This is a genomic window from Mucilaginibacter sp. OK283, from assembly GCF_900110415.1.
In the GTDB taxonomy this organism is placed as follows: domain Bacteria; phylum Bacteroidota; class Bacteroidia; order Sphingobacteriales; family Sphingobacteriaceae; genus Mucilaginibacter.
On record NZ_FODR01000001.1, the window covers coordinates 33,795 to 60,034 of the forward strand.

The following is a 26,240-nucleotide window of genomic DNA, read 5'->3' on the forward strand; positions in this document are numbered from 1 at the left end:
ATTTACAAATTAATCAAGGCATTGTGCTTGGACACACATACGCGCTTATATTAAACCTGCCTGAATCTTTTATAGCTTTAAAGCCGCCCTGAACATCAACCAGGTTTGTAAAGCCCCGCGCCCTCAGCATCGAATTAAATATCATTGAACGATATCCTCCGGCACAATGCACATAGTAAGTCTCATTTTTATCCAACCGGGCCATATTGCTGTTGATGTCATCCAGCGGCAGGTTTTCGGCGTCTAATATATGTTCGGCATAGTACTCTGGTGCTTTACGCACATCAAGAATTTTTACCGGGCTATGGTTGCTTACTTTATCTGCAAGTTCATCAGCAGTTAAAGATACAATGCTGTCTGTTTCGTTACCGGCAGCCTGCCACGCCGCAATGCCGCCCTTTAAGTAACCAATGGCATGGTCATAACCTACACGGGCCAGGCGGGTAACTACCTCTTCTTCGCGCCCGTCTTCGGTAATCAACAAAATTTGCTGGTTAATATCCGGCACCAACGCGCCAACCCATGGGGCAAAGCTCCCATCTATGCCAATATTGATGGAGTTAGGCACAAAGGCCTTTGCAAAAACCTGGGGATCGCGCGTGTCAAGCAAAATGGCGCCGGTGCTGTTGGCCGCGGCTTCAAACGCGTCGGGGGTTAATGGCTGGGTTCCCTGGCTCAGTACTTTTTCAAAGCTTTCGTAACCCTCCCTGTTCATTTTAACATTTAATGGAAAATATACCGGCGGGGCGGTTAATCCACGGGTAACCTCAGTTATAAATTCTTCACGCGTCATGTTGGGGCGCAAGGCGTAGTTGTATTTTTTTTGATTGCCTAAGGTGTCAGTGGTTTCCTTGCTCATGTTTTTGCCGCAGGCAGATCCGGCACCGTGGGCGGGGTAAATAATAACATCATCGGGCAATGTCAGGATGCGGGTGCGCAACGAATCGAACAAAATACCTGCCAGGCCTTCCTGTGTCAGCCCGGATGCTTTTTGTGCCAGGTCGGGCCGGCCAACATCGCCAATGAATAAAGTATCGCCAGAGAACAACGCGGTTTCTTTGCCAAATTCATCACTCAAAAGGTAACAGGCGGATTCCATAGTATGGCCGGGTGTGTGCAGCACTTTTATGGTGAATTTGCCAACTTTAAAGGTTTCGTTATCTTTAGCTATATGCGCTTCAAAGCCGGTTACTGCGTTTGGCCCATAAACAATCTGCGCGCCGGTTTCCCGTGCCAGGTCGATGTGGCCCGATACGAAATCGGCATGGAAATGAGTTTCAAAAACATACTTGATGGTGGCGCCGGCCGCTTTGGCTTTAGCTATGTATGGCTTCACCTCCCTTAAGGGATCAACAATGGCAACCTCATTTTCTGATTGGATGTAATATGCACCCTGGGCCAGGCATCCGGTATATATTTGTTCTATATGCATGATATATTCTTTATACTTTAACAAAGTTGCGGTTTCGTACGCAAACAGATGGTAACCAAAGTCACCGCCGCATTAAATTTACTTAAAAAACAGTTCTTTGGCCAGTATATAAATACCCATTACCAATACAAACCAGCCAAAGGCTTTTTTTAATTTGTTGGCATCAACCCGGTGGCTAATTAAGCCGCCTGCAAATATGCCGGCGATGGCTATCGCGGTTATTTTTATCAGAAATGCCCAGTCTATAGTAAAATGACCCAGGTCGCCGGTAAAACCAATCAGCGAATTCATGGCGATAACGAGCAGCGAGGTACCAACAGCCTCTTTCATGGGCAAGCCAACCAGTAAAACAAGGGTTGGGATAAGCAAAAAGCCGCCGCCTGCCCCTAAGAAGCCGGTGGCCAACCCTATGGCTATACCATAAAGTAAAAGTTTGGTAATGTTGCTTTTTTTTTCGCCCGTGTTTTGTGGCACTTCCGTCTTACTGCCGCTTTTAATCATTGCTGTTGCCGCGGCCACCATCAACAGCGCGAAAAGCACCATGGTAAGGATATTTTCGGTGAGCTGAAATGAACCTATCTGTAAAATGTTATGGGGTATTAAGGGCAACAGGAACTTACGGGCGATAAAAACCGTGCTGATAGATGTTAAACCAAAAAGCAACGCTGTTTTCACATTCACCAGTCCCTTGCGGTAGTTGGTAAAAGCGCCAACCAAACTGGTTGAGCCAACAATAAACAGGGAGTAAGAGGTGGCCAAAAGCGGGCTGGCACCAAAAAGGTAAACCAGCACCGGAACCGTCATGATTGAGCCGCCCCCACCAATAAGGCCAAGCGAAATTCCGATTAAAGCAGATGCGAGGTAAGCGAAAGCGTGCATGTTTAAAACTAATTATTAACACAAAAGTAAATGATTTGCCCTCCTGCTGCGGTGACTTATGTCACCACGGATTTTTATTTTTTCCAATGCAATCCCGATATGCTTCCGGGATAGGACGCAAAGAGGTAATGATATTTTCAAACCAGGGGGTAAATCGAAAAGGGGTTATTTTATTTGCGGTTAAAAGGTGCCGGATACTATGGGTTGCCAACATGCGATAGCCCGACCCCGGTTTTATAGTAAATTAACCAGGCCGGGAAAAATAAAAAGCGCCGCACTCCGAGCAGGCGCTGATTAATTAACTATTAACTGAAAGTATCTTCTTAACAAGTATGAAGAAACAAGTAAAGAACGACAAGAGTATGATGATTTGCCAAAGCAAACCTCCCTTTGGGATTATAGTAGTAGTTTATTCATGCACTATTAAATTAACCGTTTTAATTTCAGCGCTGAAATTAGACTAAAACGTTTCCATCCGCATACTAATATCGGTGGATGCCCTTTTTATATCGATGAATAGCGTTCTCCGGGGTCCCCGGGCAGCATTAGGTATAAGTAGTAAACAGCTCGGGAATATGTTAAAGGCAGAAGCCCTTTAATTTCGCAAAAAATTTAGCACGGGCCCCGGCAGCGGATAAAAAAAAGCCCCGGTAAAACCGGGGCCCCTGGAATATCAGTTATATCTAAAATCTAATTAAAGGTATTTGGTAATATCTTCAGACATTGGCGTGGTTGCCGACCTGAAACGGTGGATGAGTTTGCCATTTTCGTCGATCAAAAACTTTTCGAAGTTCCATTTAATGTCGCCTGTAAAATCAGGGTTCGGTGCTGTTGTAAGATATTGGAACAATGGGTCGATATCTAAACCTAATACGCTAACTTTTCCGCTCATTGGGAAAGAGACGTTAAAATTGTCATGACAAAAGGTCTTGATGTCTTGATTTGTCCCAGGTTCCTGGCCACCAAAGTTATTTGCAGGAAAGCCAACTACAACCAATTTGCCTTTGTATTTTTCGGCCAATGCTTCTAAATCTTTGTATTGTTTGGTAAAGCCGCATTTTGAGGCTGTGTTTACAATCAATACCTTTTTGCCTTTGTATTTGGCAAGCGAAAAGTTATCCCCGTCGATAGTTTTCAGTTTAAAATCGTAAACCGACGATGGAGCGGTCGTCATCAAAACGAAGCCCAATATTAAAGAAAGTAATTTCATGGTTTTAAATAATTGATGGTTAAACAAATATGCAGGTAAAATTAGCCAATAAAACTACGCTTAGCTAAATACTCATCCTCTTTTTGTGTCATTTTTTTCTTTGTAACAACACTTTTATCTGTATAGCCTAACAGGTGCAATGCGCCATGAATAATTACGCGATGAAGCTCTTCTGTTTCTGAATGGCCAAACTTAACGGCGTTTTCACGGATGCGCTCTATCGATATAAAAATATCCCCCACAATATCGCCTTTAACCTCGCTGTTATCAAAAGTGATGATATCGGTGTAGGTATCATGATCAAGATATTGCTGATTAAGCGTAAGCAGGTAGGCATCAGAGCAAAAAATGTAGTTTAGCTCTTTCAATTTAAAACCCTCGGCAACAATGGTTTCTTTAATCCACTGGCGCACAAGGGCTTTGTTTTTTAGCTTATATTTAATGTCTTCTTCAAAAAAACTGATGGCGGGCATTATATTTTAAAATGTAGTTCAATTTCGTTACCCGCTGCGTTAAAAATGCATTGGTCGGCCAGGTGTTTAATAATAAAAACGCCACGGCCGGTAAGGCTCTCCAGGTTTTCTGGCGCTGTAGGGTCGGCCAGGTGATTATAATCAAAGCCTTCACCTTCGTCGGTAACCGTCCATATAACGCGCTTGGGGGCAACATCGGCATTAATAATTACCTTTTTGGTTGCATCAAGTTTGTTGCCATGTATAATAGCATTTATAGCGGCTTCGTTTAAGCAAGTCATCATGTTGGCAAAAGTATCATCTGCAACATGGTATTTATCAGCAATCTCTTCTATCAGCGCTTCAAGCTGCGTTATGCTCTCCGGGTTCGACGGTAGCTGTAACGTGAATAATTCGCCGGTTTGAACATTTGCCTGTTCCATATTATTTGGCATTAAGTTGATCAAAGTAAGATTTAATTTTTTGCTTGTAATACAAATTAAGTGCCGGAGATACTGTTTTTACCTGTTCTGTCTGTTTTGCCCGTTGTTGCTGGTAACCCTGCAACGCTTTTATGTATCCCGGAGGTATATTTTTGCCGGCCTGGCTTTCTCGCTGCTGATCCTGCTCACGCTCCTGTTGCGCTTTTTCAGCTTCCAATAACCGGCTTTGTATTTGTTGTTGCCTCTTTAACGCCTCGTCTGTAATCTTCTTGTTTACGAGATCTCGCTCAGTTTGTTCCATTTCTTGCGAAATTTTATCTAAATTACCTAATTTACCTGTACCATTGTTATTTTCTTCACGATTTATCTGCTCCAGCTGTTGTCTTATCTGTTGTTGCTGGCGCGCCATGCGGGCCAATTGTTCGCTCATGTTGCCTTGCCCGGGTTGGCTCTGTCCTGGTTTATTGCCCTGTTGCTGCATTTGCTCCCGTGCTTTTTGCATATTTTTGTTTAACTGCTGTTGCATTTTATTCAGTTGTGATATTGACTGCGGCTTGCCCTTGCCGCTTTTGCTTTTATTCATCATTTTTTGCAGTTGGTCCAACGCTTCGCTCAACATCAGGGCAAGGTTGTTCATGGATGTCATGGCATATTGTTGGTTGCGGTTGGCTTCGGCCGTGCGCCTGTCGCCCAGGTTATCCAGGGCCTGGTCTATATGGGTGTTTATGCTGCTTATCTCGGTATTAACGGTTGATTGAATTTGCGGGATGCGCCTGCTAAGTGCGTACAAGCTATCTTCGGCCGTTTTAAGGTTATCTTTAATATCTTTTTGGCTTTGCGACAGGGTAACGTAAGCCGGATCTGTGGGGCTGGTAGTCTTTAGTGTTTGCATCAGCTTTTCCTGGCTAAATGAACTGTTTACCAGGTTTTTCAACAACTCGCGTAGTTGCTGGGCATCAACCGCGTTTTCTTTGCTTTCGCCCTCCTGGTCTTGTTGCTGTAACTTGCCGGCCAAATCCTTCATTTCATCAGCAGCCTGCTTTTGCGATTTACTGGCTTTGTTTTTATCGTTTTTTTGTAAATCGCCGGCGCTTTGTTCCATTTTTTGCGCTATGCTTTGTGTTTCCTTTTCGGGATTCTGAAAATCGCTTTTGTGCTCGGTTTGTTCATTTGTTTTTTGCAGATCGTCAAATCCTTTTTTTACATCGTCAAATTCCTTTTTCAGGTTATCCTGCTCCTGCTGCAATTGTTTTTTATCGGCACCCTGTTGTTGTGTTTGTTCAGACAGCTTTTGTTCCTTATCAGCAAGTTTGTTCAACTGATCAATCTGCTGGTTTAGTTTCTGATCAAACTCCAGCTTTTTATACAGCTCCAGCATCCGGTCAAGTTCCTTTTTTAGCGATTTATTGTCCATCTGCATTTTAGACAATTCATCACGGGTGGCATCTTTTTGTTGTTCGTTTAGCAGTTGTTGCAGGTTTTGCAAAAGCTCCTTTGTTTTTTTATCAAGTACGTTGTTAAATAAATCTTCAATTTGTTTTTGTTTGGCCAGTATCTCTTCATTTTGCTGCTGACTTTCCTGGCGGTTGTACAGATTTTTTTTGTTATCGTCCTTTATTTCCTTCACAAGGTCTTCCAGGTCTTTTCGTTTTTGCAGCAAATCTTCTACCTGTTTCTTTTCGTCAAACGAAAGGGTGTTTTTGTTCAGCAGCATCTGGTTCAGCTTCTGCGACTCTTTTTCAACCTGCCCGGCCAATTTAATGGCCGATTGCATTTTTTGTTTGATGGCCTGCGTACCCGAGTTCAATTGCTCCGCTACTTCGTTGGCATCCGGTACATGAAGGCTGCGTTCGGGGGTGCGGGCTTTTTTGGGCCCGTTTATGCCATCATTATCTGCCACTTCAAAAAAATAGGTAACCTGGTCGCCCGGCTTAATGCCCATATCTTTTAAATTCCAAAAATAAAAGAAATCGGCCTGCGCTTGTGCCATATCGGCCGCCACATGTTTTACAAACGTTTTTGGATTGCCGCTATTGCCGGGTGATTGTACATTGTAATGGAAACTCAAAGCAGAAAAACCATGATCATCCTGAATTTTACCATTAAAATATAACGATTTCATACTTACCGAGTCGGGCTTCTCTTCAACACTTATTACCGGCGGCTCATCCAAAATCACGTTAATATGATAAGTGGCCGGGTCGGTGTGGCTTACCTGGATGTTTATTGGGGTAAGGCTGTAGGTGGCATTTTTGTAAACTTTTTCGCTATGCTCAAATAATCCGGCACCGCCGGCTATGGCCAGGCGTGGTTCATTGTCCATAAAAAAGCGTAGCCCGGTTGCATATTGGGTATGCAACAGCCACCTGACGGCCGTTCCTGCGGGTATTACCAAATCGCCGGCATTTAAAAATGTTTCGTTTTTTTTATGCAGGTAGGCGGGATAATTTAATTCCACATCAAAGTGAAGTAAAGCCGGTTTCTGGCTTACCTTAATCTCGTACGGCGCCGATGTAAAACCATTGCCAATGAGCCTGAATTTGGTGTTTTGCTGCAAATTTGTAAATTGATAATGAAAGCGGCTGATATTCTCTTTATCAAGCTTAAATGTGTTGTTGGCGGTTTCTACATATACATCAGCTGGCAATTTATCGCCATCAAGCCTCAACTCCAGCTTCAGATCATCGCCTTGAACTGCCGAAAGGGTTTTATTGAGCAGATTGAATTTAAAGGGCGCAGCAGGTATAAAATACTCATTATGCCTGATGAGCCTTTTGGTACTTTCGGTTAATACGGATGGGGCGGCCAATGCGATAACCACGATAACGGCAACCGGCACCAGGATATACCTGAGGTATTTAGCATTCTCGCGGATGTTGATAGCCGATGGAAAGCTCACAGGTTTTAATGATTCGATTTTTTGATTAATGCTGGCTTCGATAAGCGCGCGGTGGTTTTCATCGCCCGCGGCCAGTTTTTTTAGCTGCAGGGTGTTCAGCAGCTTATCATTTACATCCTGAAAATGTTTGCCTATAATTTCGGCGGCTTCGTCGTGGCTTAACGACTTGCCCAATTTAAGCCATGATAACAGCGGCGGCAATATAAGCCAGCATACCAGGCCCGCGTTGAGCAGGATAAAAAAATAAAAAAGGATAGTGCGGAAAAGAATATTAAAATTTCCAAAATATTCGCTCAGCGTAATTATAACATAAGCGCTAAACAGGCCGGCGCCCAAAAATATCAACCCACGCAAAAAATTATTAAAATAATACTTCCTTATAAAGATATTTATCTTTTCAATGAGTAATTCATAATTCCCGGCAGCTGACATAGTTCGGCGCTAAAGTATCAAATACATAATTAAACGGAAAATATTGGCGATATTATATTTATCGAGGGTGTTAAGATAAAAAATCAAAGCCGAATAAAAAGCAACGTTATAATATTTAACAATATAATGGCCGAAACCCCTTTAGCCGCGTTGCAGAATGGCTGGCAGCGTTTCTTTTGACGGAAAAGGGATTGTATTTAATTTACAGTTTTGAATTAAATCTGCAAATTATATATTTGCACTCCCTACATTATTTCGGGATGTAGCGTAGCCCGGTATCGCGCCAGCATGGGGTGCTGGAGGTCGGAAGTTCGAATCTTCTCATCCCGACTTGAAGAAGAAGCAATAGAGAGCATATCATAGGTGGTTTTGGCCTTATATGATGTGCTCTTTTTTGTTTGTTGACCCCTTGTGTTTCCCAAACACGGTTATAAAAACCGACGCTACAGTACAAAACCACGAACAACCCCGCCAACGCTATTTTCCCTTTAACCTATACTTTGCCAATTTCTGCCGCATATATCCCCGCCTGCGTTTATCGGCTTCGGCCAGCGTTGCTGCATCGGCGTAGCGGCCCGGTGTTTTAGCAATGCCAATGCGTTGCGAACCATAAATGCCCGTGTGCCCGCTAAAAAAATAGGCCGTAAAACAAGCTACTGCAAAAAACAATGCATACTGGCTGCCAAAAAGTTCAATCCCCATAAAAGTACAGGCCAGCGGGGTGTTGGTTGCGCCGGCAAATACCGCTATAAAACCCAGGGCAGCAAAAAGGCCGGCCGGGGCGTCCATTAAAACCGATAAGGTATTGCCCAGGGTTGCCCCGATGTAGAACAAGGGCGTTACCTCGCCGCCTTTAAAGCCGCTTGCAAGGGTAACGGTTGTATATATGGTTTTCCACAGCCAGCTCCAGGTATCGGCCCCACCCACCTTAAATGCCGATGGTATGGTGATTGCGCCGGTATGTTCAGGGTCGACCCCGAGGCCCAGGTAATCTGGTTTGCCCAACAGGATGGTAAGGCCAATAATGATCAATCCGCCAAGGACGGGAACGAGCCATGGTTTTGGAACGATTGCTCCAAAAAAAGATTTTAGCCCATGCACCAGGTAAGCAAACAGGTAACTGGCCAGGCCAAACGCTACCGAAGCTAAAACGATTTTGCCCAGCAATAAAAAATCAAAGGCCGTATAAGTAGCGTACCAGCGCGGCACGTTTGCAAAAACATCAATATGGTAAGCGGTATGGTGAATGCCCCAGGCGGCAACAGTAACATCGCCAATAATACTGGCCATTAAACAGGGCAGCAAGGCATTGTATTGTATGCGGCCAATGGTTAAAACCTCCATAGCAAATATGGCCCCGGTAACAGGCGTGCCAAATACAGCGCCAAAGCCCGCGGCTATGCCGGCAATAAGTATGGTGCGGGTATCGGCCGGGGTTAGCTTAAACCATTTAGCAAAAGCCTGCGCTATGCTGCCGCCAATTTGTACCGCCGTACCCTCGCGCCCGGCCGATCCGCCAAATAAATGGGTGATAACCGTGGTAAGCAATACTACCGGCGCCATCCGTTTGGGCACACCGCAATCGGGCTGGTGGATTTCGTCAATAATGAGGTTGTTTCCCTTTTCTGCCGATTTTCCGGCCAGTTTATATATGAAATGGATGGCAACGCCCCCAACAGGCAATAAATATAAAAGGTAAGTATGGGCAAACCGGAAATGTGTTGCCCAGCTCAACAGCCATAAAAACAAAGCCACCATGCTGCCGATAACTATGGCGATGGGGATGATGATAAGTGTCCACCTCAGCAGGTTTTTCACTATCGAAAAATGTTCGGACGTAAAAAGGTTATCGTTCATTTTATAGCGATGCTAATTTAGTTTTTAAAATTGATGGATTGTAAACGATGGAGCAAAACAACACCATAATAGCATTGATGCTTACCTGTTGATGCGCAGATATGTTATACAAAGGGAATACGGGCCGTGAGCAGCAGCCTGTTTTTGACTGGGATTTGATCTGAAAAATTTTCACCTGCAAAAAATTAGCGCGGAATATCGTTCCACGGGTTAATTAACGCAGGCGCCATCAGCTTTTTAGGGCGGTTGAGTAGGAAGACTCCATTTCCTTTGCAACAAATATAATAAAAAGAGGGAGTGTCTCAGCTTGAAGTTTAATTTTCGCTGGAAATCCCGCCTCCATATTGTATTGCCGCTTCAGGTATATCAAGCCAACACCAGGCACAAATATTTGGAGGCGCTTAAATTGCGCAATCGGTTTAGTGTTAACCATGGTAAGACATAAAGCACTTATTGTCAAATATTTATGTTAAAAAACATCCAAAATATGTTAAGTTATGTTAACCCAATCAGATGCGTTTGCCCTGCCGGTACACTATATAAAGATATACGCATTGTAACGGCATGGAAAGTGTGCGTTTAATTTCCGGGCAAAAACGTTTTTTTGCTGATTTAGCACGGCGTTTTCGGTCTGAATAATCTTAAATTCACACCCATCATGCAAACCGAACCTCAACTACGCAAAAAAGTAAAAACCTGGATCATTGTATTTATTATAGGGCTGGTATTAAGCGGCGTAACCGCTTTCCCGATAGAAACGGAGCTGGCTTTCCTGGCCGGTGTGAATATATTCCCCGCTTTTATGCACAATTGGATTGCACAGGTTTACCTGGCCGTAAAAACAACCAATCAAAACTACCCTTACTTAAGTTATGGCACCGATTGGTTGGCATTTGGGCACCTGGTTATCGCCATGGTTTTTATCGGCCCCCTGCATAATCCGGTAAAAAATATCTGGATAATACAGTTTGGAATGATAGCCTGCGTTATGGTTTTTCCGCTGGCGTTTATTGCCGGGCCTATACGTGGTATCCCCATTTATTGGCGGTGCATTGATTGTTGTTTTGGCATTTTCGGTTTTATCCCATTATACATTTGTTATCAAGATATCAAAAAATTAGAAGCATTAGCTAATTGAGCGCCGGGCAGCATCCTATGCGCCGGCTAAATGGAATGCATAAGCCACATATTGGCCATGGTGCGCCAATGAAACAGGTATGGTTGTTTCGGCCAATCCATCGTGCAAAACAGGGCAGCCTGACGAGGTTTTAATAATATTCAGCTGGTTGGATTCAAAAAAAGCACCGAGTTTTTTTATGATAAATTCCCGTACTTGTATTGATTGATATGCGGGGCTGCTATTGTCAATCGGCTTAACACCCCAGTACATATTTTCGAAATGATCACTGTTGTTAACTACAGTTACGATATAACGGTTGGTAATTATCGACCGGGAATAAAACGTATGTTGGTTAAAAGCCATGGTGCTTTTGTAGCAGGGCTGCTCATCAAACCCTTTACCTTCAATTGGCCCGTTGGTGGCGAGGGGCATGCTCAAAACGGGGGTAATATGCCCGACAATAATTTTTGAGGGAGAAAAAACAAGCCCGGGGTTATGCCTTTGTTCAAATTTGTAAACCGACTCTTTAACCGACCATAAAAGCCACACAAAACGCTCAGTTGGCATATCAGCCAGTTCGGGCAGGCTGCGTAATTCAATTTCGGGGCCGGTAATGAATTTGCTGTAAAACCTGGGGTCGCTTGTCCGCGCGGTGTCGATGGCCTGGAGGTCTACAATATCATTACCGGCGCTTATTGTCATGTTTGCTGGTTAGTCTTTTCTTCAATCACATCAATACAGCCGCCCACGTTCACCATTTTATCAGCAGCATCGTAATCTATTTCGATATTGTATTTAGTTTCCGCATCAATAATGATGTCAACAAGATTGGCCGAATTGATTTTCAGGTCCTTAATAAGGTCGGTATTTTCGTCTATGCCGGCCAGGGCTTCTTTATCAAGGGTATATGGCGATAAAACTTTTTTTAGTTCAATTAAAATCTCTTGTCGTGTCATTAGGGTTAAATTTAGAAAATATTAAGCAGGAATTGACGTCGCCGAAGCCAAAATTAGCTTTAGCAACGATATTGATGTCTTTTTTGACTATCGAAACAGGCAAACGGTTTAAATTGATGTAGTTGCCTATTTCGGGATTCGGATCATCCAGGTTTATATTAGGATGAACAAACCCGTGTTCCATTTGCAATATTGATGCCACAGCCTCGATAGATCCCGCTGCGCTTAAGCAATGGCCAATCATCGATTTAAGCGAATTCATCAGCGGGAAATCGTCACCGCCCCGGCCAAGCGCTTTGCACCAGTTTTGAATTTCCTGCATGTCGGCATTGGTGGCAGTCAGGTGGCCGCTAATGAGGTCGATATCATTAGGGCTGATGTTGGAGTTGGCTATGGAATCTTCAATGCATTTGATAACACCCTGCGGGTTAGCCGCCGTCATGGAGCCGCCCATGCGCTGGCCGCCGCTATTGGTTGAGCCGCCCAAAACCTCGGCGTAAATTTTTGCGCCCCTGGCCAAAGCAAATTCCAGGTCTTCCAAAACAAGGGCGGCCGAACCGGAGCCCGGTACAAAGCCACCCGCCGATATACTCATCGGCCTTGATGCCTTTTCGGGCTGATCATTATATTTACGGGATAACACACGCATAGAATCAAACGAGCCAAATACATAGGTGTCAACATATTCGCTGCTGCCAACCAGCATTCGTTTGGCGTAGCCATCTTTAATGGTTTCGTAGCCCATTAAAATAGCCTGTGTGCCGGTAGCGCATGCCGCCGAGTTAGTAATTACTTTATTACCCAACCCTAAACGGCCCGATACATAGGAGGTAACCCCGCTGTTCATGGCTTGCTCCACCACACGCGAACCTAATTTTTTGGCTTCTTTGTTATCAACGCGGGTTATTACGTTTTTCATGGCCTCTGTATCAGATACGCTGTTGCCAAAAATGCAGCCTGTTTCCCAACGGGGTTCGTCGGTATCATATTCCAGGCCGGCATCAGCCCAGGCATCAAGTGCGGCCATAAGGCCATAACCAATATTGGTGCCCTTAAGGCCGTGAAAAACAACCTCGGATATGTAGTTTTTGGTTTTAAGATCTTCCAGTACAAAATCGGGCTTGCCCGCAACATGACAGCTAAATTTCAATTCCTCGTACAAGGGCTGAAATTTAATGCCCGACACGCCGTTTTGTATAGCCTCAAGGAACGTGCTGATCCCGATGCCGTTTGGCGATACCACCCCCATACCTGTAACAACAACGCGCCTGCTCATTTTAAGTCAAGATGTTTAATAATGCCGGCAAATGTACCCCTTGCAACGATTTCCTTTTCGCTGTTCAGCATCTCCACAATGCATTTTAACTTACCAAAACGAAAATATTGTTTTTTAGAAATAACCGTAACCTTTTGGCCGGGTAAAACCATTTTGTAAAAAGAAACATCTGTTGACGTAAGCACCGGGTATAACGATGTATCGCTGGTAAAATCATTGTCTGGCTCTTTCATAATCAAAAATATACCCAGCACAACCAAACCAATCTGGGCCATAATTTCGGTAATGATAACGCCGGGTGTTACAGGATTACCTTCAAAATGGTCTTCATAAAAAAAGGCATCCTGTTTAAGCGTAAAATCGCCGGTAACCCCGTTTTCATTTAATGATGTAATGTTATCAATAAAGCGGAAAGTAGATTTGTATGGTAAATGATTAAGTATATGGTTATTCATGTTTTTAAAAATCAATATAGTTACAAACAATGTTCGCCACCGTCAACATGAATCAATGCACCATTTATCCAGAAGGCTTCGTCGGTACAAAGCATATATATTACGTTTGCAACATCTGCGGGCTTTGTTAACCGGCCCATCGGGTTGTTTGCAGTGGCCAGTTCAATTAATTTATCGCTGCCCGGTATTCTTTTTAATGATGCCGTTTCGGTAACCCCGGCCTGTATCAGATTGGTTTTTAAACCAAAACGGCTGAATTCAACAGCCATGTATTTTGCAAGGCTTTCTAACGATGCCTTGGCGATAGATACCGCCGCGTAGCTTTCCCAATATTTATGCGCCCCATCGCTGGTAAGGCCTATAATACGGGCATCGGCTTTAAAAAGTCCGGCGTTAAGCAACAACCTCGTCCAGTCAAGTAAACTATTGGCCATGGCATAGCTTGTGGCCTGTATATCATCAGTTGAAAGAACTGCGGTGCTGTCGGCGTTTTCTAATTCGGTAGCCAGCGGTTTTAAATTGCCCCGGGCTATTGAATGCAGTAATAACTTAACACAATGTTTATGTACAGCAACTTCGGTAAATTGTTTTAAAAATAAATCGCGCCCGGTTTGTTCAAGCGCATTTATGTTAAACGGCAGTATGGTTACCCCGTTTGCTTCAGCAATCTGGCTAAGTTTTATTTTGAGTGGTTTTTCGGTAATGGAGGTTTCCCGGTACAAAACCGCTACGTTCATACCATGTGCGGCAAGCTTTTGCAAAGCCCCAAACCCGAAGCCGCCAGACCCCCCTAAAATTACAGCCCATGAACCCGAAAACTGTTTAGTTTTATCCATGTAAATTGCTGATAGTTAATTTTGTCATTTATGGTACGGAAGATAGTGTAAATTATTTCGCTATTAAATTTCCGAAAAAAATTCAAACCCCAAAGTAAGCGAAAGAAAACCGGATTTTAATGGCGCAACCGCTATTAATTGGGCGTGGTTAAACCATTACAGGCAAAAAGTATCATATACAGTGACACATGGGTTTAAGTTATTAAAAAAATTTAAAACTAAATGAAGCAAAAACGGTTGCGCTTATGCTTTATGAGTAAAGAGCAAAGCTGTTTGCAGGGCACGTAATATTTATTACATTTGGTAAGCTTTATGAAGAATTATATTGAAAAGCGCATTGCTTTTGTTTGTTTTGTGCTGATAATTATGGCGGGTAGTAACACCACGCTTTATGCGCAGAAATTAGAAAAAGCTGCTTTTTATAAAGCAATGGCAAGCGATAATATTGACGAAATTAACCAGGAACTGGCCACATTTGCTGATGCCGGAACCGAAACAAAAAGCGGCTATGAGGGCGCTTTATTAATGAAAAAAGCCAGCCTTGCCGGCAAGCCAAAAGATAAGCTAAGCTTTTTTAAAGCCGGCCGAATTAAGCTGGAAACAGCCCTGCTGGCCGAGCCCGACAATACAGATCTGCATTTTTTACGTTTGGTTATCCAGGAAAAAGCACCAAAAATTGTGCATTACCGTACAGATATCGAAAAGGATAAAACTGTGGTAATAAAAAACTTTAAAACCTTGTCGCCTGTAGTACAGCGCGCAATAGTTGATTATACCAAAACATCTAAAGTTTTGCACACTGAAGACCTTAAACCGGCAGAATAATGAGTAAGAAGATCTTAGCTATTTACTACACCCAATCGGGTCAAATGCGTGATGTCATCGACTCGTTAACACAGCCTATTATTGACGCAAGGGCATCGGTTGAAAAGGTGGAGATAAAAATGGTAAACGGCTATAATTTTCCATGGACAGGTTCGAACTTTTTTGGGGTTATGCCCGATTGTGTTTTGGGCGTACCTGCCGAAATTCAACCATTCGTATTAAAGGAAACTAAATACGATTTGATTATTGTTGGTTACCAGCCCTGGTTTTTATCGCCCAGCATCCCTTCAAATTCACTGCTTAACCACCCCGACTTTATTAAAGTAGTACAAGATACGCCTGTTGTAACCATCAGTGCTGCCCGTAATATGTGGCTAAACGCCTTTGTGCGGGTGCGCAAATCTATTCAGGATGCCGGCGGAAGGCTGGTTGGTAATATTGCCCTGGTTGACAGGCACCTTAACCCAATAAGTTTTGTTACTATTTTTTACTGGATGCTTACCGGTAAAAAAGAAAGCTACCTGAATATATTCCCCAAGCCAGGTGTTGATGAGCAGGAAATAAAGGACACCAGCAAATTTGGCAGGGTTATAGCGGCCAGGCTTAATATGGTTGACTATTGGGATAGCCTGCAGGACGAGCTAATGCACAACGACGCCGTAAACATTAAATACCCCCTGATGTTTATAGAAGGGAAGGCCAGGATTATATTTTCGGTTTGGGCAAAAATTATTTCCAAACGCAAAAATAAGGGTGCATGGCTTGCAGCTTTTAAATATTATCTTTTTTTTGCCTTGTTTATTGTTGCCCCTATAGCATTAACGGTTGATATGATTTTAATACGTCCGTTTTTTGGTGACAGGATCCAGGAGAAAAAGAACTTTTACTTACAACTAAATTAAAAATATACATGTCTTTTAATCAGGTTTATATAAACGCCACATCTGCTTTTCTGCCCAACGAGCCCGTTGCAAATGATGATATGGAGCAGTATCTGGGTTATATCGACAATAAACCCTCTAAATCAAAAAAAATAGTACTGCGCAATAATGCCATAACCACCCGGTATTATGCTTTAGATAAAAATAAAAAGGCTACGCATACCAATGCCGAGATGACTGCATTGGCCGTTAAGGAACTGTTTAAAAATACCGATGCTAAAATAGAGGAAACCGATATCCTGTCATGCGGCACCTCATCGCCCGATCAAATGATGCCAAGCCACGGCGTAATGACGCATGGCTGGCTACCCGAGGCTGGCGCAATTGAGGTGGTATCGCCGGCTGGGGTTTGCTGCGCCGGGATGCATGCTTTAAAATATGCTTTTATGGCCATCAAATCTGGCGATGCCAAACAAGCGGTGGCTACCGGGTCTGAAAGGTTTTCGGGCTTGCTGGTATCTGATGTGTTTGAAGAAGAAGCGCAAAAGCTAAAGGAACTTACCGAAAACCCGTATATCGCGTTTCATAAAGATTTTTTAAGGTGGATGCTTTCTGACGGGGCATCGGCATTTTTAATGACCGATAAACCAAATGAAACAGGCCTGAGTTTGCGGGTTGACTGGATTGAAGGTGTATCATACGCCAACCAGATGGACGCCTGTATGTACATGGGGGCCGAAAAACAGCCGGATGGCAGCCTGAAAGGTTTTATGGACTTTACGCCCGAAGAGATTAAAAATAAATCCATCTTCAGTGTAAAGCAGGATATTGGATTGCTGAGTGACAATATTGTGCCTTTGGGCGGAGCCAAGATTAAAGAAATTTTTGAACGACGTGGGTTAACCACCTTGGATATCGACCACTTTTTACCCCATATCTCCAGCGACTTTTTCAGGCCGAAAATTTATGATATGGTGGAGATTTATGGCGGCGGCATCCCTTACGAAAAATGGTTTATGAACCTTTATACCGTAGGTAACGTTGGCGCGGCATCTGTTTATTTAATGATAAACGAGTTGTTCCACAGCGGCAAACTAAAAGCAGGCGAAAAAATATTGCTGTTGGTGCCCGAAAGCTCCAGGTTTTCATATATGTATGCTATGCTAACAGTTGTTTAATCGTTTTAGCCGTTTGCAATGAAAAAGGAAAACGTACCTCAGGACCTAAGTTCGCTTGGTAAAATTACCAAGGAGGTTTGCTATGCTACCGATAGCGACGGGAGGTATGTAACCCAGCTAAGCGACGGATGGGATGTAAAAATAACCGCGCTTGATGTAGCCTGGCAGGAAATTGATGGCCGCATTGCCAACGCTAAACAAAGGGTTTTAAATGGAGAGGCCAGTCCGCTGTTGTTTTTTATGGAATTGCGGCTAATGGACCTTGGTATTTTAGCCGATTATACCGGTTTTTGGAAATGGCAGATAAAACGCCACCTGAAACCCGGTGTGTTTAATAAACTATCGGAAAAGGATTTAAAAAAATATGCCGAAGCCTTTAATGTAAAGGTCGACGAGCTAAAAAGTATAGATGTGCATGAAGATTGATTTTGAACACGGACAAGCTGCACATTGCGAATCGGGGGTTACCAGTAATTTATTAAAAAAGATCTCGAACGGCAAAATAACCGAGCCTCTGGCTTTTGGTATTGGCGCCGGGCTGTTTTTTGTATACGTACCGCTAATAAAAATAAACAATGGGCCGGCAATTGCTTTTCGCTCTATGCCCGGCTTTATATTTAACCGTACCTGTAAATCACTGGGGATACCGGTGATACAGAAAAAATTCAGTTCCAAAGAAAAGGCCGAGGCCGCTTTAATGGAAAGCCTTGAAGCCGGGCAGCCGGTTGGCGCACAGGTTGGGGTTTATTATTTATCTTATTTCCCTAAGGAATACCGTTTTCATTTTAACGCCCATAACCTTATTGTTTTTGGCAAGGAGGGGGATAATTACCTGATTAGCGATCCTATTATGGAACACGCTACAACGCTTACCAGCTATGAGCTGGAGCGCGTGCGTTTTGCCAAAGGGGCTTTGGCGCCAAAAGGACAATTATACTATCCTGCCAATCAAACGGAAATTACCGACGACCAGATCAGGAGTGCTATTAAAAGCGGCATCAAAAAAAATGCTTTTAACATGATCTCCATCCCCGGGCCTTTCGCTGGTGTAAACGGGATAAGATATACAGGCAATAAAATAAAAGGCTGGCGCGACAAGCTGGGCCTTAAAACCGCGGGCTTGTACCTGGCGCAATTGGTGCGTATGCAGGAAGAGATTGGTACAGGCGGCGGCGGGTTCAGGTATATTTATGCCGCGTTTTTACAACAGGCTAATGATTACTTGCCAAACCCGGTGTTGCTACAGGCGTCAGAAATGTTTACCCAGGCCGGCGATATGTGGCGAACAGCCGCCGTACAGGCCGCGGGTATTTACAAAGGCCGCATAGGCAGCCAGGAAGATTTTAATGTGATGGGCAACTATTTGTTAGAAATTGCCGAAATAGAAAAGAAAGCGTTTACGCTGCTGAAAAATATTAAATGGTAACCATGAAATCCCTCGCCGTAAATATCGAAAACCTCTGTTTTCATTATCCGGGCAACTCGGGGGTGACTTATGATGGCCTGAATTTAAAGATAGCCGAAGGTGAACGTTTTGGCTTGTTTGGGCCCAATGGCGCCGGTAAAACCACGCTCATGAATTTGATGACCGGCCTGCTGGTTGCCGAAAAAGGCACGGTTGAATTGCTGGGGCATAAAATAGGTACCAAAAGTAAGGCTGTAAATAAGCTGTTTGGTTTTGTTCCGCAGGATTTTTCCTTTTACCAGGAATTAAGCCCGATAGAAAACCTGGAGTTTTTTGGGGCCTGGTACGGCTTAAGCCGCAAACAGATAGCCCATCGTTCGGCAGATTTATTGGAGATATTGGGGCTTACAGATGTAAGCCACAAAGCCGTTGAAAATTTTTCGGGAGGAATGAAACGACGGGTGAATTTGGCCATAGGGGTTATTCATAATCCGAAGATTTTGTTTTTGGATGAACCAACTGTTGGTGTGGATGTACAAACTCGCCACGCTATCATTGATTATTTAAAACAGCTGAATAAACAGGGCACCACATTGATTTATACCTCGCACCAGTTAGCCGAAGCCGAGGGGCTGTGCGAGCAGATAGCCCTGGTTGATAAGGGCGAGATTGTTAGGGAGGGAAAACTGGATAGCTTGCTGGAAGAGTATGGCCACCAGGACCTGGAGGAACTGTTTTTAAATTTAACAGGAAAGGATTACCGGAACTAATGTTTAAGCTTTGGGCCTCCATAGTAAAAGATGTAAGGATATTGCTGCGCGATAAGGTGGGCATATCGCTCATGTTTATCATGCCCGTCATTTTGGTTATTGTGGTTACGCTTATTCAAAACAGCACCTTTCAGCTGATGAACAAAAACAAGCTCACCGTAGTGGTTTCTAATAATGATGCCGGTAAGCTAAGCAAACAACTCACAACCACCATCAGCAAAATTGGCATGTTTAAAGTGGTGCAGGCAGCATCAAAATTAAACGAACAGCAAATTGGAGATGCCATGCACAACGCCGATGCCATGCTGGCCATTACCATTCCGTCCGATTTTTCGGCGAAGATTGAAGCAAAAGCCAAATCATCATCAAATAAAGCGCTGAAAAGCTTTGGCCTGCAGGCCGATTCTGCTAAAGAAGAAAAACTGACGGCACCTACGCCATTGATCTTACATTACAACCCATCCATTCCCGAATCCATTCGCTTTTCGGTAAACGGAGCCTTAACCAGCGCCTTACAAATTGTAGAAAGCCGGGAAACCCTGCGCACGCTCTACTTTGCTATAAACGAAAAGGAGATGCCCGAAAAGCTGGAACAGGAAATGCTGAACGGAAAGGCCGAAATAAAACAGGTGCCGGTATCAAAGGGCGGCAGCATAACCGCACCAAACGCCACCCAGCACAATGTACCCGCCTGGACTATATTCGCCATGTTTTTTATCATCATGTCGTTAAGTGGCAGTGTGGTGAGGGAAAAGGTTAGCGGCAGCTTTATCCGTTTAAAAACATTGCCTACTAATTTTGCTGTAGGCCTGTTATCTAAGCAGATCACCTATCTGTGTGTCACCTTGTTCCAGGCTATGGTAATTTTTTCGTTGGGATTATGGTTTTTTCCGTATATTAATTTGCCCGCGTTAAACTTACCGGCAGATATCTTCGGTTTGATATTGGTAACGGTTGCCGTTGGCTATTGCGCGGTAAGTTACGCCATTTGTGTGGGCGTGTTTGCCCATACGCAGGAGCAGGCAAACGGCTTTGGAGCGGTATCCATAGTGATACTATCGGCTATTGGCGGCCTTATGGTGCCTTCATTTGCCATGCCGGGGGCATTAAAAACAATAAGCTCATTATCGCCATTGCATTGGTGCATTGAAGCCTATTATGGCTTATTTTTAGAGGGCGCGGGATTAAAGGATGTTGTTATCAGCATTATTCCGTTGGTTGGAATTACATTTGTATTCCAGGCGCTAACATTTATTGGTTTAAAAAGAAAGAATTTAATATAGATACCAAATGGAAACTACAGAACTAAAAGAGAAGTTAAAAGTTCAGATCATTCAGTTCCTGAATTTAACTGATCTTACCCCGGCAGACATTAAAGACGATGAGCCGTTGTTTGGCGATGGCCTGGGGCTTGATTCCATCGATTCACTGGAACTTATAGTACTGTTAAAACGCGAGTACGGCATCAACATTCAAGACCCTAAGGAAGGCCGCAAGGTACTTGTAGACGTGAACACCATGGCAAGGTATATTGAGCAAAACGGGCAAAAATAAACACCGATAAAAATTGGACAGGATTGTAGTAACCGGGATTGGAGTGATCAGCGCTATTGGCCACTCGGTAGCTGAAAATCATACTGCATTGGTACAAGGCAAAACCGGAATTATTAAGGGAGGGGGCAATTTCCCTTCGCGCTATTCGGGACTTCTGCCTTTCGGCGAAGTATTGACCGGCACCCAGGAATTAAAAACAAAACTTGGCGTAACAGAACCGGGTGTTACCCGCACTACCCTGCTTGCCTTACATGCGTTTAACGAAGCTATTGCCGATGCCCGGTTAACCCAAAACGAATTAACGGCCGCCGATACTGCGCTTGTGGGTGCTACAACCGTAGGTGGCATGTGCCTTACCGACGAGTTATATGCCAATACCCATGGCGATGCCGAACATATTGAATACGTAAAATCATACGATTATGCATCGGTAAACCTATACATACAAACGCGTTATGGGATAACCGGAGTAATTAATACCCTGAATACGGCATGCTCGTCATCAGCAAATGCTATTATGTACGGTTGCAGGCTGATTAAGAACGGACTGGCAGATCGTGTAATTGTAGGCGGGGCCGATAGCCTGGCCAAATTCACGGTTAATGGTTTTAACGCCCTGCGGATTCTTTCGGATGAACCTTGTGCCCCTTTCGATCAAAACCGTAAAGGCCTTAATTTAGGTGAAGGCGCAGCATTTTTAGTATTAGAGAAAGAGGCCGATGCGACAGGAAAAAAGATTTATGCCGAGGTGAGCGGTTATGGAAATGCCAATGATGCCTATCATCCATCTTCGTTATCCCCGGAGGGCGATGGCCCGTACCTGGCTATGAAAAATGCATTGGATAATGCCGGGTTAAAACCAGCAGATATCGACTTTATAAATGCCCACGGCACCGGCACCGAGAATAACGACGAGGTTGAAAGCCGCGCTATGCTGCGCCTGTTTAACACCCTGCCCGGTTTTGCATCTACCAAAGGCTTTACAGGGCATACGCTTGGTGCAGCCAGCGCTATCGAGGCGGTGTACAGCATTCTGAATATCGACAGACAGGAACTATACCCTAATTTGAATTTTAATGAACCGATAACTGATATTGGCCTTGAGCCCGTGCAGGCTTACAACACCGGCACTATAAAACATGTAATGAGTAATTCGTTTGGTTTTGGCGGGAATTGTACATCATTAATTTTTTCAAAAGCTTAATGATGAAGTTGTATATCCACAAAACCACCTGTATTTCGCCCCAGCAAACCTTTGGGGATAATATCGACATTGAAACGCTTCGCCCTTCGGTTGAAAACAAGCTGTATGCCATTGAGCCTGCTTATCCGCAGTTTAAAGGCAATGCTTTACGTCGGATGAGTAAAAGTACCCGCATCGGCTCGGGAGCCGCCCTGCCGCTGCTTGCAGATGCCGTACAGCCCGATGGCATTATCATAGGCACCCAGGTAAGCGGAATGGAGGAGAACGGCAAGTTCCTGAACCAGATTATTGAGTACAATGAAGATATGCTTACACCCGGAAGTTTTGTGCAGGGTACACCCAATACCATATCATCGCAAATAGCCTTTATCAGCAATAACAAAAACTATAACCTTACCCACGTTCATCGCGGGCTGGCTTTTGAAAACGCGGTTATTGATGCAGCCATGCTGCTGAGTGAAAACCCCCAAAGCAACTATTTATTGGGCGGCGTTGACGAAATTTCGTTTAACAACTATACCCTTGATACCCTTGCGGGCTGGTTTAAGAAAGAAGATTGCCTGAACAGCGACATGTACAGTTCTACAACCGACGGTAGTCTGTCTGGCGAAGGAGCGGCCATGTTTATGGTTAGTCGTAATAAACAAAACGCCATGGCGCAATTGAAAGCAATAACTACCATACATAGCGCCGATGTTGAGGTGATTAAAATCCGCATTAAAAAGTTTGTTGAAGAAAACCTTGCCGAAGGCGAAAAGCCAGACCTGCTGTTAACCGGCGAAAATGGCGATAAGCGCTCGCTCCCTTTTTATACTTCCTGCGATAGCTTGTTTGATAAATATACCACGATAGCGCGCTTTAAGCACATGTGCGGCGAGTATCCAACGGCATCGTCATTTGCACTTTGGCTGGCCTGCAATTTTGTTAGCGGGGCGTTAATCATGCCGCAGCATATGATAAAAAGAAACGGCGAAGCAAGTAGCTTTAAAAATATACTGATATACAACACCCATAAAGTTGGGCAACATAGTTGTATGCTGGTGAGTGTGCCCGCATAAATTTCCGTTTTTCTGTAGAGACGCATAATTGCGTCTCCCGTGTGCAAATCACACATGCAAATCGGCCCTGCACAAATCCTGAATGTCCTGCGGGAGACGCAATTATGCGCCTCTACAATGAATCCATTTTAAATTATTAAAATTCATCCTGCAACGCACCGTTATCCCATGCGTCTTATCCTCTGAATGGTTAACATTATATCAGCCATTATCAGCAGAAATATGCCACCTCCATTGAAGTTTTTGACTCTCATTTTCTTCTTTCTATCCAATTGGACACATGCACAAACGCATGCTTTGTTAGATTCGATGACCCACGCCATCGAAAAGCAGGAATACACCGGCATCCACAGCATATTAATATCAAAAGGAGGCAAACTTATTTACGAGCAATATTTTAACGGTTACACGGCCGATTCGGTGCACGATTCGCGGTCGTCATTTAAATCGGTTACCAGCCTGCTGATGGGCATTGCTATTGATAAAGGCTTTGTGAAAAATGCAGACCAAAAGGTTTATCCGTTTTTCCCTGAGTATAAATCATTCGCTAACAACGACGCGCGGAAACAGCTTATCACCATCAAAAACCTTTTAGAAATGCGATCGGGCTTTGATTGTAATGAATGGGATGATGACGGTAAGGATTGCGAAACCGAAATGGTTGAAACCAAAGATTGGGTTAAGTTTTCGCTGGATTTGCCTATGAAAAACGATCCCGGTACAGTTTGGAACTATACATCATGTAACCCAATGATCATTAGTGGTATTATCAGCAATGCCTCCCATATGCCTGTTATGGCCTTTGCTAAAAAATATTTGTTTGATCCGTTGGGGATTACCAACTACCACTGGACAGTTGATCCTGCCGGGCACGGCGCCACTGCCGGATCCTTTTTCCTGTTGCCAAAGGATATGATTAAAATGGGGCTGTTGGTAAAAAACAATGGCGTTTGGCAGGGTAAACGGATAGTATCGGCACAATGGCTCAGGGCGTCAACCACAGCCACTATTTCAATTCCCGATTTTTCGTTTGTTAAATTGAGCAGGAATAAAATGGCCACTCCGCAGCCTGCTTGTTACGGCTATTACTGGTACAATGAGAAGGTAAAAACCCAGGGTTATACAGAAGACGTTGTTTTTGCCTCGGGCAATGGCGGCCAGTACATTATGATTATTAAAGATTTAGATTTGGTAGTTGTATTTACCCAGGGCAATTACAATAACTGGAAGGCCAAACGGGCTTTTGATTTGTTGGTAAAGTATATAATTCCGGGGTGTAAGTGAGTTTTTAACTAATAAATTCGAGATTACTGGTAGGCCGGGAGCCCAAGCATCTTATCAACCCGAACAACCCGGTAACCCTTCGCCTTTACCTCCCCCAAAAAGTTTGGCAACATAGCCACCGTAACCGGGCATCTGTCGTGAAATAAAAGGATTGCTCCCGGTTTCATTTGGAGGGTTACTTTTTGCAAAAGCGCATCAGCATCGGTAGCCATAGTATCATATGACCGAACACTCCAGCCTATGGGCAAATAGCCGCCTTTAATAATCGCGTTTTTTAGGTTGGGGTTCATCACCCCGTAAGGCGGCCGGAAGAGTTTTGTTTTTTTACTGATGACTTTATCTAATTCGTTGTCCAGCTGCTGCATCTCGGTAAGCATTTTTTTTGAGGGGAAGAGATCGAACAAGGCAGCGTGTGTATAACTATGGTTGCCGATGATATGGCCTTCGGCATCCAGTTGCCTGATGATGGTTTCATTGCCGGCAATACGTTCGCCAATGCAAAAAAAAGCGGCTTCAACGTTGGCATCTTTCAAAATTTGTAAAACCTGCGGAGTCCCTTCTGATACCGGACCATCGTCAAAAGTTATGGCTATTACTTTGTCGGTTGTTTTTGCCGCGCAGTATATCGGCATAAAAAAACCGGAGCTTACAAAATAGCAACCATAGGCAACAATAAGCGAGTATATAAATATGATTGCCCCGTATGCCAGCCAGCTTACACCATATGTTTTGTCGGCCCAGATGGTAAAACCCAACAGGATTAGGAACGCGATATTGGTGTTTCTGAATGTTAGCACGCTGATAGCAACATTAACGAATGACTGGTGTTTTGGTAATGGTTATAAACCAATATTTTTTTAATCGGGGTAATGGGTTCCGACCCCGGAATAGTATTTGTTTTGACAATTTGTGCAGCATACCACAACGCGAAGGCCGATGATGTGGGGTACTCGCCACATAGGTGTTTATACCTGGCAACATTACAGTAGTTAAATAACGATCCCTCCAGGTAGTCGTAAACTTCATCATTGTGAGCATCCCCGTTATCACCTGCTAACACCAGGCTGATATCATACATGCTGAGGTCCTGTGCTGCCAGGAAAGATTCAATTTGCTGTTCAACAGCTGCATGACTGCCGGGTTTATAAAACGTGGCTACTGCGTCCAGCTTAGCCAGGTCGTTTCCCGATGCTTCATTGGTTAACAGGAAAAATGCCGCACCTTCACCTGCAATGGTGCCTTTTGAATCGGCATTATAAAGGTTAGTATTGGAGATGGCGCCCCGTTTATACAGGCCAAGCCTGCTCAGTATGCTGTGGCTGATATCGGTTATCTCGTCAATACCGCCTACCAGTACGTTTTGGGCTTCGCCTTCCTGCAATAGCATCTGCGCGTCGAGCAGGGAGCTCTCAAACGATGAGCCACCATTTACAAACGTGTTGTTGTAATTGTTACAATGCAGCAGCAAAGCCACCTGCGCGCCAATGGTATTATGGGTTGATTGGATAAATGATGTTGGAGTAAGCAGTTCTTCGTCGCGCTCAACCATTTTACTTAAAAATACGCCGGTATCTTCCAGGCAACCATAGGCTGTACCTGTAATAATGGCATCGGGATTGGTTACGCCTCCATCCTGCAAACAGGCCATGGCAGATGCCACGCCCATTTTAATAACCCGGCTCATGCGGCGGATAAGCTTTGGATCGATGAGCTCTTTATAATCGGGCGTAACACAGTTGAGCCGGTTACCTTCATAAATCACTATTTCGTCAAGGAACGGGACCTTTCCGAATGTTTTTTGGGGCGATATGTTTGCTGTTGAACGTATATACAT

The 26,240-nt window shown here is 44.0% G+C and carries 26 protein-coding genes, 1 tRNA gene and 1 riboswitch; of the genes, 13 read left to right on the top strand and 14 right to left on the bottom strand.

Annotated elements, in window-relative coordinates:
- Nucleotides 1–13: 13 nt before the first annotated feature.
- From BMX56_RS00140 to BMX56_RS00165, 6 genes are all read right to left on the bottom strand, one after another.
- Nucleotides 14–1,432, bottom strand: coding sequence for an MBL fold metallo-hydrolase (locus BMX56_RS00140; protein WP_090637924.1), 1,419 nt, complete (start codon nt 1,430–1,432; stop codon nt 14–16).
- Nucleotides 1,433–1,510: 78 nt separating this feature from the next.
- Nucleotides 1,511–2,311 (bottom strand): sulfite exporter TauE/SafE family protein, encoded by an 801-nt coding sequence (locus BMX56_RS00145; RefSeq protein ID WP_090637928.1) that lies wholly within the window; start codon nt 2,309–2,311, stop codon nt 1,511–1,513.
- A gap of 694 nt (nt 2,312–3,005) precedes the next feature.
- Nucleotides 3,006–3,521: a glutathione peroxidase gene (locus tag BMX56_RS00150; RefSeq protein ID WP_090637932.1), complete on the bottom strand. Its 516-nt coding sequence runs from the start codon at nt 3,519–3,521 to the stop codon at nt 3,006–3,008.
- Between the two features lie 41 nt (nt 3,522–3,562).
- On the bottom strand, nt 3,563–3,994 hold the full coding sequence (gene ybeY / locus BMX56_RS00155; protein ID WP_090637937.1) for an rRNA maturation RNase YbeY: 432 nt from the start codon (nt 3,992–3,994) through the stop codon (nt 3,563–3,565).
- On the bottom strand, nt 3,994–4,416 hold the full coding sequence (locus tag BMX56_RS00160; RefSeq protein ID WP_090637941.1) for an ATP-binding protein: 423 nt from the start codon (nt 4,414–4,416) through the stop codon (nt 3,994–3,996). Before BMX56_RS00160 ends, ybeY begins: the two co-directional genes overlap by 1 nt.
- A gap of 1 nt (nt 4,417) precedes the next feature.
- A complete protein-coding gene (locus tag BMX56_RS00165; protein WP_090637946.1) occupies nt 4,418–7,747 on the bottom strand; it encodes a DUF4175 family protein in 3,330 nt (1,109 codons plus the stop codon).
- 256 nt (nt 7,748–8,003) lie between these two features.
- Here BMX56_RS00165 and BMX56_RS00170 point away from each other — a divergent pair.
- Nucleotides 8,004–8,077 (top strand) — tRNA-Pro (locus BMX56_RS00170).
- 147 nt (nt 8,078–8,224) lie between these two features.
- Here BMX56_RS00170 and BMX56_RS00175 read toward each other — a convergent pair.
- The gene (locus BMX56_RS00175; RefSeq protein WP_090637949.1) at nt 8,225–9,604 is read right to left on the bottom strand and encodes a voltage-gated chloride channel family protein; all 1,380 of its coding nucleotides are present in this window, start codon (nt 9,602–9,604) and stop codon (nt 8,225–8,227) included.
- A gap of 213 nt (nt 9,605–9,817) precedes the next feature.
- Nucleotides 9,818–9,882: riboswitch (Fluoride riboswitch) on the bottom strand.
- A gap of 380 nt (nt 9,883–10,262) precedes the next feature.
- Here BMX56_RS00175 and BMX56_RS00185 point away from each other — a divergent pair.
- Entirely contained in the window at nt 10,263–10,742 is a 480-nt protein-coding gene (locus BMX56_RS00185; RefSeq protein WP_090637957.1) for a hypothetical protein, read from the top strand.
- 15 nt (nt 10,743–10,757) lie between these two features.
- On the opposite strand, the gene BMX56_RS00190 is transcribed toward BMX56_RS00185, so the two are convergent.
- Genes BMX56_RS00190 through BMX56_RS00210 form a run of 5 tightly spaced genes read right to left on the bottom strand, consistent with a single transcriptional unit; the run spans nt 10,758 to nt 14,247 of the window.
- Nucleotides 10,758–11,426: a 4'-phosphopantetheinyl transferase family protein gene (locus tag BMX56_RS00190; protein ID WP_090637962.1), complete on the bottom strand. Its 669-nt coding sequence runs from the start codon at nt 11,424–11,426 to the stop codon at nt 10,758–10,760.
- On the bottom strand, nt 11,423–11,680 hold the full coding sequence (locus BMX56_RS00195; RefSeq protein ID WP_090637967.1) for an acyl carrier protein: 258 nt from the start codon (nt 11,678–11,680) through the stop codon (nt 11,423–11,425). The genes BMX56_RS00190 and BMX56_RS00195 overlap by 4 nt, the downstream gene beginning before the upstream one ends.
- Nucleotides 11,655–12,956, bottom strand: a complete 1,302-nt coding sequence (locus BMX56_RS00200; RefSeq protein ID WP_090637971.1) for a beta-ketoacyl-[acyl-carrier-protein] synthase family protein — start codon at nt 12,954–12,956, stop codon at nt 11,655–11,657. Before BMX56_RS00200 ends, BMX56_RS00195 begins: the two co-directional genes overlap by 26 nt.
- Nucleotides 12,953–13,411, bottom strand: coding sequence for a 3-hydroxyacyl-ACP dehydratase FabZ family protein (locus BMX56_RS00205; RefSeq protein ID WP_090641519.1), 459 nt, complete (start codon nt 13,409–13,411; stop codon nt 12,953–12,955). Before BMX56_RS00205 ends, BMX56_RS00200 begins: the two co-directional genes overlap by 4 nt.
- 20 nt (nt 13,412–13,431) lie before the next feature.
- A complete protein-coding gene (locus tag BMX56_RS00210) occupies nt 13,432–14,247 on the bottom strand; it encodes an SDR family oxidoreductase (protein WP_090637976.1) in 816 nt (271 codons plus the stop codon).
- A gap of 312 nt (nt 14,248–14,559) precedes the next feature.
- On the opposite strand from BMX56_RS00210, the gene BMX56_RS00215 reads away from it, so the two are divergent.
- The 11 genes from BMX56_RS00215 to BMX56_RS00265 all read left to right on the top strand — a co-directional run bounded on the left by BMX56_RS00215 (nt 14,560) and on the right by BMX56_RS00265 (nt 24,406).
- Nucleotides 14,560–15,072, top strand: coding sequence for a hypothetical protein (locus BMX56_RS00215; RefSeq protein WP_090637980.1), 513 nt, complete (start codon nt 14,560–14,562; stop codon nt 15,070–15,072).
- The gene (locus tag BMX56_RS00220) at nt 15,072–15,974 is read left to right on the top strand and encodes a hypothetical protein (RefSeq protein ID WP_090637985.1); all 903 of its coding nucleotides are present in this window, start codon (nt 15,072–15,074) and stop codon (nt 15,972–15,974) included. Before BMX56_RS00215 ends, BMX56_RS00220 begins: the two co-directional genes overlap by 1 nt.
- Before the next feature lie 8 nt (nt 15,975–15,982).
- The gene (locus BMX56_RS00225; protein WP_090637990.1) at nt 15,983–17,131 is read left to right on the top strand and encodes a dialkylresorcinol biosynthesis protein DarB; all 1,149 of its coding nucleotides are present in this window, start codon (nt 15,983–15,985) and stop codon (nt 17,129–17,131) included.
- A gap of 18 nt (nt 17,132–17,149) precedes the next feature.
- Nucleotides 17,150–17,557, top strand: a complete 408-nt coding sequence (locus tag BMX56_RS00230; RefSeq protein ID WP_090637995.1) for a flexirubin biosynthesis protein DarG — start codon at nt 17,150–17,152, stop codon at nt 17,555–17,557.
- On the top strand, nt 17,547–18,557 hold the full coding sequence (locus tag BMX56_RS00235) for a BtrH-related acyltransferase DarH (protein ID WP_090637999.1): 1,011 nt from the start codon (nt 17,547–17,549) through the stop codon (nt 18,555–18,557). The genes BMX56_RS00230 and BMX56_RS00235 overlap by 11 nt, the downstream gene beginning before the upstream one ends.
- Before the next feature lie 2 nt (nt 18,558–18,559).
- Nucleotides 18,560–19,306, top strand: coding sequence for an ABC transporter ATP-binding protein (locus tag BMX56_RS00240; RefSeq protein WP_090641522.1), 747 nt, complete (start codon nt 18,560–18,562; stop codon nt 19,304–19,306).
- Nucleotides 19,306–20,589: an ABC transporter permease gene (locus tag BMX56_RS00245; RefSeq protein ID WP_090638004.1), complete on the top strand. Its 1,284-nt coding sequence runs from the start codon at nt 19,306–19,308 to the stop codon at nt 20,587–20,589. The genes BMX56_RS00240 and BMX56_RS00245 overlap by 1 nt, the downstream gene beginning before the upstream one ends.
- A 7-nt stretch (nt 20,590–20,596) precedes the next feature.
- Nucleotides 20,597–20,860 carry a phosphopantetheine-binding protein gene (locus BMX56_RS00250; protein WP_090638009.1) on the top strand — a complete coding sequence of 88 codons (264 nt, stop codon included), beginning with the start codon at nt 20,597–20,599 and terminating at the stop codon, nt 20,858–20,860.
- A gap of 13 nt (nt 20,861–20,873) precedes the next feature.
- Nucleotides 20,874–22,064, top strand: a complete 1,191-nt coding sequence (locus tag BMX56_RS00255; RefSeq protein WP_090638013.1) for a beta-ketoacyl-[acyl-carrier-protein] synthase family protein — start codon at nt 20,874–20,876, stop codon at nt 22,062–22,064.
- On the top strand, nt 22,064–23,122 hold the full coding sequence (locus tag BMX56_RS00260; RefSeq protein WP_143065335.1) for a beta-ketoacyl-[acyl-carrier-protein] synthase family protein: 1,059 nt from the start codon (nt 22,064–22,066) through the stop codon (nt 23,120–23,122). Before BMX56_RS00255 ends, BMX56_RS00260 begins: the two co-directional genes overlap by 1 nt.
- 222 nt (nt 23,123–23,344) lie before the next feature.
- Nucleotides 23,345–24,406 carry a serine hydrolase domain-containing protein gene (locus tag BMX56_RS00265; RefSeq protein WP_177183672.1) on the top strand — a complete coding sequence of 354 codons (1,062 nt, stop codon included), beginning with the start codon at nt 23,345–23,347 and terminating at the stop codon, nt 24,404–24,406.
- Between the two features lie 23 nt (nt 24,407–24,429).
- Here the strand turns inward: BMX56_RS00265 and BMX56_RS00270 are convergent, their stop codons facing one another.
- Together BMX56_RS00270 and BMX56_RS00275 are read right to left on the bottom strand one after the other, a co-directional pair.
- Nucleotides 24,430–25,203: a polysaccharide deacetylase family protein gene (locus BMX56_RS00270; RefSeq protein ID WP_090638026.1), complete on the bottom strand. Its 774-nt coding sequence runs from the start codon at nt 25,201–25,203 to the stop codon at nt 24,430–24,432.
- On the bottom strand, nt 25,197–26,240 hold the full coding sequence (locus BMX56_RS00275) for a beta-ketoacyl synthase chain length factor (RefSeq protein WP_090638030.1): 1,044 nt from the start codon (nt 26,238–26,240) through the stop codon (nt 25,197–25,199). Before BMX56_RS00275 ends, BMX56_RS00270 begins: the two co-directional genes overlap by 7 nt.